Genomic DNA, 6,442 nt, shown 5'->3' on the forward strand with positions numbered 1-6,442 from the left:
AAGTCGCGGTGGCCATCGACACGTTGATTGGCGAAATGAATGGGCTCGAAGAGGTGGTCCTCGAGGCGGGTAATGTTGCCGACGGGGTCGTAGAAATACTCGATATCCCGCAGCGTCGGCCCGGTTTCCTTTTGGGCGCGGTGCGTGCACAGGCGCCCGTTGCCGAGGTCGTAGGTCCAGGTGCTGAGCACATGGTTGCCGGCCTGTTGTTCGATGATCTGGCCGGCGGCGTTGTACTGGGCGTCGTTGAGCACGGTCTGCCAGGCCGGGCCGCCCTTGATCAGCAAATCGACCTGCTTGAGTTGCCCGGCGAGGTCGTAACGCGCCTGTTGCTGGTGATCGCCGGCGTCGGTCTGGCTCAGCGTGCTACCGAGCGGGCTGTACCGGCGACGGCTGGTAAACGCGTCGCCCCCGGCCAGGGTCCGGGTTTCGCGCATGGGCAATCCCCGCAGGCTGTAGCTTTCAAAACTCAAGGTGCCGCAGCTGTCGAGGTGTTCGGTCAACTGGCCTCGCACGTTGAAAGCGGAATCGGCGCCCGCATCGGCATAGAAAAAGTTTTCAACGTTCGGCCGACCGTTTTCATCGATCGCAATCGGGCGTAACTGCTCGTCGTAGGTGATGCGCCAATGACCGCCGCGTGCATCCCAGCGTTGCAGTTCTTCGCCGGCCAAGCCGAAAAGGCTCAAGCGCCAGCCGGCATCGACGGAATCGACCTTCAGCGGCTCGCCGGACAGCCGGTAATCCGTGCTCTGGTTGGCGCTGGCGGCAGACTCGAACAGTCGCGGGTCCCATTGCTCCACGCGCCGCCCGGCGGCGTCATGGCGGTGCCGGGTGATGAGCGTCTCGACCGGTTGCCCCGCTGCCCGGCGCAGGCAGGCAATCTGGCGCGCGGACAAGCCACGCGGATCATTGGCTGCAACAAAAGGCGTGCGCCAATGGACCGTGGTGGTCATGGCTTGCTTCCCTTGCTTCCCTTGCGTCCACCGTCAGCCGGCGCAACCCAGGTGTCATTGAAGTCCAGGCTGGTGGTGTACCAGGGGTGAATGATTTCGAGCGCGACATCGCCCTTGGCATTGATGACCCGGCACAGGCGACCGGGCACGTCGTAAAAGTTCTGATCGTGATGCCCAGATTCGCGCAGGGACTGATCATTGACGTAGCCATGTCCGTTGGCGAAATACGGGCGAAACACCCGAACGGGCAAGCCCTTGTTGTTGTATTCCACCCGTTCGCTGACGCGCCAGCGCGGGTTGGCGTGCACCGTTTTCGGTTCGCCGTTTTCAATCACCAGCTCGCCGTTTTGCACTTCGAACGCGAGGCCGGGCTCGACCCTTTGCTGGGTCTGCAATGGCCGGCCGAATCCGTCGACAAAGGCTTTGACGATCTGGATTTGTTGCAGCTCATCGTCGTGGTAGCGGTCGGCGGTGAGGACAACGCTGTGCACTGGCTCGCGGGGAACCGTGCGGATCAGGTCCAGCAGCGCCTGTTCCGGCTCGGTCAGTGACTTGAGCCGAGACAGCCTGAGCCGCGCGCTGGCGCGAATGTGCAGGCTGGGCAGCACGTCGCCTTGGGCGATCCAGGTGTTCAGCCATTTCGGTGACTGCCTGACGGATTCGGGCAGTTCACCCATCCAGCTGAACAGATCCTTGCGCAACACGCTGGCGGCGTTTTGCAGCGCACCTTTGGGGTCGGCAATGGCCGGGTCGGGGCGATGATCCACCGGCGGAACATGTTCGTCGATGGGACGAAAACCGGCTGCCTCGCCGTTTTCGGTGCCATGGAACGTGATCGCCAGGGGTTGCCCGGAGGGTTCGTAGAGCGCCTCTTCGACATTGTCGTTGGCATCGATGCCGCGCATGAGCTGTAGCGCGTAATAGTCATAGTCGAAACGGGCCTGGCAACCGTCCGGCTGTGTGACGCTTTGCACCAGCAGATGGTAGTCATCGTAAAGCGCCGTGGTGATGCCGTGGCTCGGAGTTTCGTGGTACTCGAGCACCTTGTGAAAGTGCTCGGCTGTGTCGAACCTGGCAAATCCGTACCGCGACGACCAGAGGTTTTTTCGTTGGTCTTCCTCCTCGTCCGCGACCGGGTCGACCCCCAGAATCAGCGGCATGGCGGCATAGCCGATTTTTTCCAGTTCGTCCCGAATGACCAGCGAAGGCACGGTGTCGTAGGCCTCCAGCGCGGCCTTGTCCAGTTGGGCGAGTTCCAGCGGCGCGCGCAGCGCCTCGAACTCGGCGTCGCCATCGGCCAGCGCGGTTTGATCGTCGGTCTTGAGGTAGCGGTGGACGGATTGGCTGGTCAGTAATCGCTGCGCGACCCATTCGGGGGACGCATACCGTTCAATGAACCGCTCATGGGAAATTTCGGCGGGGTTCAAGCCTTCGGGCGCCGATCCCTTGGGCAGGACCAACGCATTACCACGTTGCCGAAACGGCAGGCCCAGGCGCCAGCCTTCGGGGTCGGTCAGGTGAATGAATTCGGCGCGGGTTTCATTCAGGTAGTACGCCTGTTGCGCCGGGTCATGGGCATCCAGCCACCATTGCCGTTCATCGACATCGTCGAACGGCGGTTCGTCGAGCGCGGTTCTGCGCCGTGCATAGCTGACCGTAATGGCGTGGCTGGGCAGGCCGAATTCGTCGTGGTCCAGCGTAATGTCATGCCGGCACAGCGGATCATTGGCGCAGCGTTCGTATTGGTAGCTGATCGTTTCCAGCGCCAGCGGCTGCATGATCGGGTAGGCATCATGGCGGCCGGCCGAGCGCAGTTCGCGGACTTTGTAACGGCTGTCCACCACCGAGAAGGGTAGCGCCGTGGCCGGGTCGTCGTCAGCGGCGTAGGTCTCCACGCGCAGCACCGATCCGGCGAGCGCACGGGCGATTTCGTGGGCGGTGGTGTCGTCGGCGGGTGGCACCGGCTCATCAAACTTGTCGTTGCGGTGGTACTGGCAGTACAGCGTGGGTTGCAGCGCTACGGCTTCGGGGTCGCGATCGAAACAGCCTTCACGGGGCAGATCGATCAGCCGCCCGGTATGAAACCAGGTGCAGACCCGCGCCGGTGCGGTAAACCCGCTGTCGTCTTCACGGTCGGCGGTTTCGCTGTCGGTCTGGCGCAGCAGGCCAAAACCGCGAAACTCACGGTTACGGCCATCGTAGTAACCCTGCAAATACTCGAAACTCTGGCTCAGGCGGTTGCCGGTGATTTCGTCGAGTTGGTATTGCTTGCTGACCACCGGCACCGGGAATGGCAGGTAGCACACCGGTTCGCTCGCGGGCTTTTCATCCAGCCATTCCTGCGCCGAACTGCGGTACACCACTTCGGTGCTGCAGCCCATGTTGTTGTTACTGGCGACCAGCATGTAAGGCTTGGCGCTGACAAAGTCGTAGCGCCAGTGCCGTGGCGACAGGTGCGGCACCGTCAGGATCAGGCTCGCGCAACCCAGGCCTTGCAGGTCGGCGAAAGTGACCTGGCACAGAGCGTCGTAACGGACGCCCTCGGGCCAGGGCACCGACACGGGAGTCTGCGCCAGGCCATTGCCGCCGTGATTGAAATAGACCTCGAAACCATCGGACTTCAGGTAAATCAGGGCCGGCGCGCCGGAGCCGTCGAGGTCGGCGATCCGCACTTGCGCCGCATCGAATGTCGCGTAGTCGAAGGGCAGGGCGCTCATGACAAACCCTTCGCCGAACCGACCGTGGCCCAGGTTCGGCCAGCATTTGATTTCGTCGTGACGGATGCGGCACAACTCGGTCATGTCGCTGCCCAGCAGGTTGCCCAGCAACACCAGTTCGCTGCGCGAAGCGCTGAACAGCGGCAGGCGGTCGGTGGCCGGCATGTGTTCGACGTCCTGGCCCTGGGTGAAACCGTCCTCACGCCGATTGGCATACAGGCGCACGCTGCGCGGGCCGATCAACACCATCGAACTGAGCCCGTCGCCCATCAAGTCGCCAGACTGCGAGAGCGTGTGAAAAAACTCCACCGGGAATGCCGAAAAGGGCATGAACTCCGACCAGCTTCGATCCGGGTTGAGCGTATGGAAACCGCTGACGCCGGGTGTGGCGATGATCCAGTCGAGCCGGCCGTCGCCCGTCAGATCGGTCAGTGCCTGATAGGCCGCTTGATTGCGATCGGCCACGGGAATCTGCGACAGCTCGGTCCAGGGGCCGTAGCCGATGTCATCGGCCCCCGTCGACGCGCGCAAGGGCTCGCGGTAATACCAGCTCTGGTCGTACCGACAGAGGAAACCCGGCACGCCTTCACCGAACAGATCGACACATTGGTGGCGCGCGCCGTCCGCAACGCCGGGCATGTTTTCGAAGGGGAAGAACGGGCTTGGCCGGGTGTCAAGTGTGAAGGCTGAATAGTCGAATTCCACCGGCGGGCTGTTTTCCACAGCGCCGCGGGCGTCGTACGCCTGATAGTGCGCCGCCACCAGTTGGGTGTACGCCAGCGAGGTCGTGCGGTATTGCAGCAGCAAGCGCCGAACGAGCACGGGGGCAGGCCCCAGTTTTTGCGGGAAATGATGAAACATCAGCGCTTGATGGCACAGGCGTCGGGTGCCCAGTTCGAAACCGTAGCTGTAGCGGTGGAAGGGATCGCTGCGCAGTGACCACTCACCGAAACCATCGCCGGGCGTATCGAAGGGAGCCCCGTAGAGCGGTTTCTTGTCCAGGTCGAGGGTACGTTCGCCGTAGTCGAGCACCAGGTGGAAGTGCCAGTCCAGACTCGTCGGGTTGTCCACCGTCCAGGCGTACAAGTCCTGGCTGGCGCGGGCATTGCCGTAAAGCACCCGGTGCAGGTAGCGCTGGGCTCGGTAGTCATGCCCGTTGCCGGCGGGCGGCGTCGGGTCTTCGGGCTTGTAGTCGAAGCAGATGTGTTCGCCGTGGGTATTCATGCTTTCAAGCAGCAGCCACGCACCGATGCGCGCGGGCGCGTCAAGGTTGGCCGGGTCGAGCGGTTCGGCAAGGCGGGACGTGTCGGTTTTGCCATAGACGTGCAGGGTGCCGTCGGCCCCGTGTACCAGCCAGAAGCACGGCTTTGCTTGCGGTTGCCACAACTCGATCAGCTCGGATGAACGCTCGACGCGCGGCCAGTAGCGCACCACGCGGTGTTGACCAATGGAGAGGTTGCGGTAGTGGGTTTCGATCCTGGATTTCGGCTGGCCCTGATCATCCAGTTCCGGCATCCACTCCTCACCGCCAGGGCCGACCATGATGTCGGTGGCGAGGTACTCGGGCACACCCTTGGCGGTCCGGCGGGTAATGGCATTGATGCCCAGGTTCCAGCCGATACCGAACGGCCCGTTACCGGCCTGGCTGTCATAACCCAGCACCAGGTTGGGGTCGAAACCGCGCCCGGCGGACAGGGGCAACGGCAAGTCGAACGAAGCACTGCCCGTCACGCCCACCGACCCCCAGCTTTTACCAATCGTGGCGATCGACGCGCTCTTGGCGATGGCGGGTTCAGTGATGCTGAGGGCGGCTTGTTCTTCCATGGTGCTGATCCTGTTCGGCGGGCGCCCGCGGTATCGCGTGATGGGGCCACGCTATCAAGATCAGGGTGTTGCGTAACCTGTCAGATCTGACAGGTACAGCCGGGTTTTTTAGACCGATTGGGATGAAAAAACCTGCGTTCTATAACCATTGATCAAATCGCCGGGCAAAAAAAGGCCGGGGCCTCTTTTCAGATACCCCGGCCGCTTTGACAGGCGAACGTGCTTACTGCACTTCGACCGCCAGGCTTTCACTGATCTTTTTCTGCCAGATGGCAGGACCGGTGATGTGTACCGACTCGCCCTTGCTGTCCACCGCCACGGTGACCGGCATGTCCTTCACGTCGAACTCGTAGATGGCTTCCATCCCCAATTCGGCGAACGCCACCACGCGCGACTTCTTGATGGCCTGCGCCACCAGGTAAGCGGCGCCGCCCACCGCCATCAGGTACACGGCTTTGTGGTCCTTGATCGCTTCGATGGCGGTCGGACCGCGCTCGGATTTGCCGATCATGCCCAGCAGGCCGGTTTGCTCGAGGATCTGACGGGTGAACTTGTCCATCCGCGTCGCCGTGGTCGGACCGGCAGGGCCCACCACTTCTTCGCGCACCGGATCAACCGGGCCGACGTAGTAGATGAAGCGACCTTTGAGGTCCACCGGCAGGGTTTCACCCTTGTTCAGCATCTCGACCATGCGCTTGTGCGCGGCGTCGCGACCGGTGAGCATCTTGCCGTTGAGCAGGACGGTTTCGCCCGGCTTCCAGCTCTGCACGTCTTCCGGGGTCAGGGTGTCGAGGTTGACGCGACGGGCCGACGGGCCGGCTTCCCAGACGATTTCCGGGTAGGCGTCCAGCGGTCGATGATTACTTGGCTGGAGCGCTGAATGTCTTTGTTCAAACGCAGCAAAACGACTGCGACAGGTTTCGATTGGGCCGGTTTCATCTGGCTGTT

The 6,442-nt window shown here is 62.6% G+C and carries 2 protein-coding genes and 1 pseudogene; all 3 read right to left on the reverse strand.

Translation table 11 applies throughout. The annotated features are described in order from the left end of the window. Positions 1-953 (reverse strand): annotated as a pseudogene (locus tag ACQKP4_RS27970) (toxin); the annotation flags it as partial. Next, the gene (locus ACQKP4_RS27975; RefSeq protein ID WP_427637268.1) at positions 950-5,494 is read right to left on the reverse strand and encodes a SpvB/TcaC N-terminal domain-containing protein; all 4,545 of its coding nucleotides are present in this window, start codon (positions 5,492-5,494) and stop codon (positions 950-952) included. The pseudogene ACQKP4_RS27970 and the gene ACQKP4_RS27975, both read right to left, overlap by 4 nt. A gap of 223 nt (positions 5,495-5,717) precedes the next feature. Further along, positions 5,718-6,442: fumarate hydratase C-terminal domain-containing protein (locus ACQKP4_RS27980; RefSeq protein WP_427637269.1), on the reverse strand; the 725-nt coding region annotated here is incomplete at its 5' end.

The organism is Pseudomonas sp. NPDC086278, from assembly GCF_050280905.1.
Taxonomy (GTDB): domain Bacteria; phylum Pseudomonadota; class Gammaproteobacteria; order Pseudomonadales; family Pseudomonadaceae; genus Aquipseudomonas.

What these genes read in the sequence shown, in the direction of transcription:
- ACQKP4_RS27975 (WP_427637268.1), bottom strand. Translation starts at nt 5,494, where the DNA reads ATGGAAGAACAAGCCGCCCTCAGCATCACTGAACCCGCCATCGCCAAG.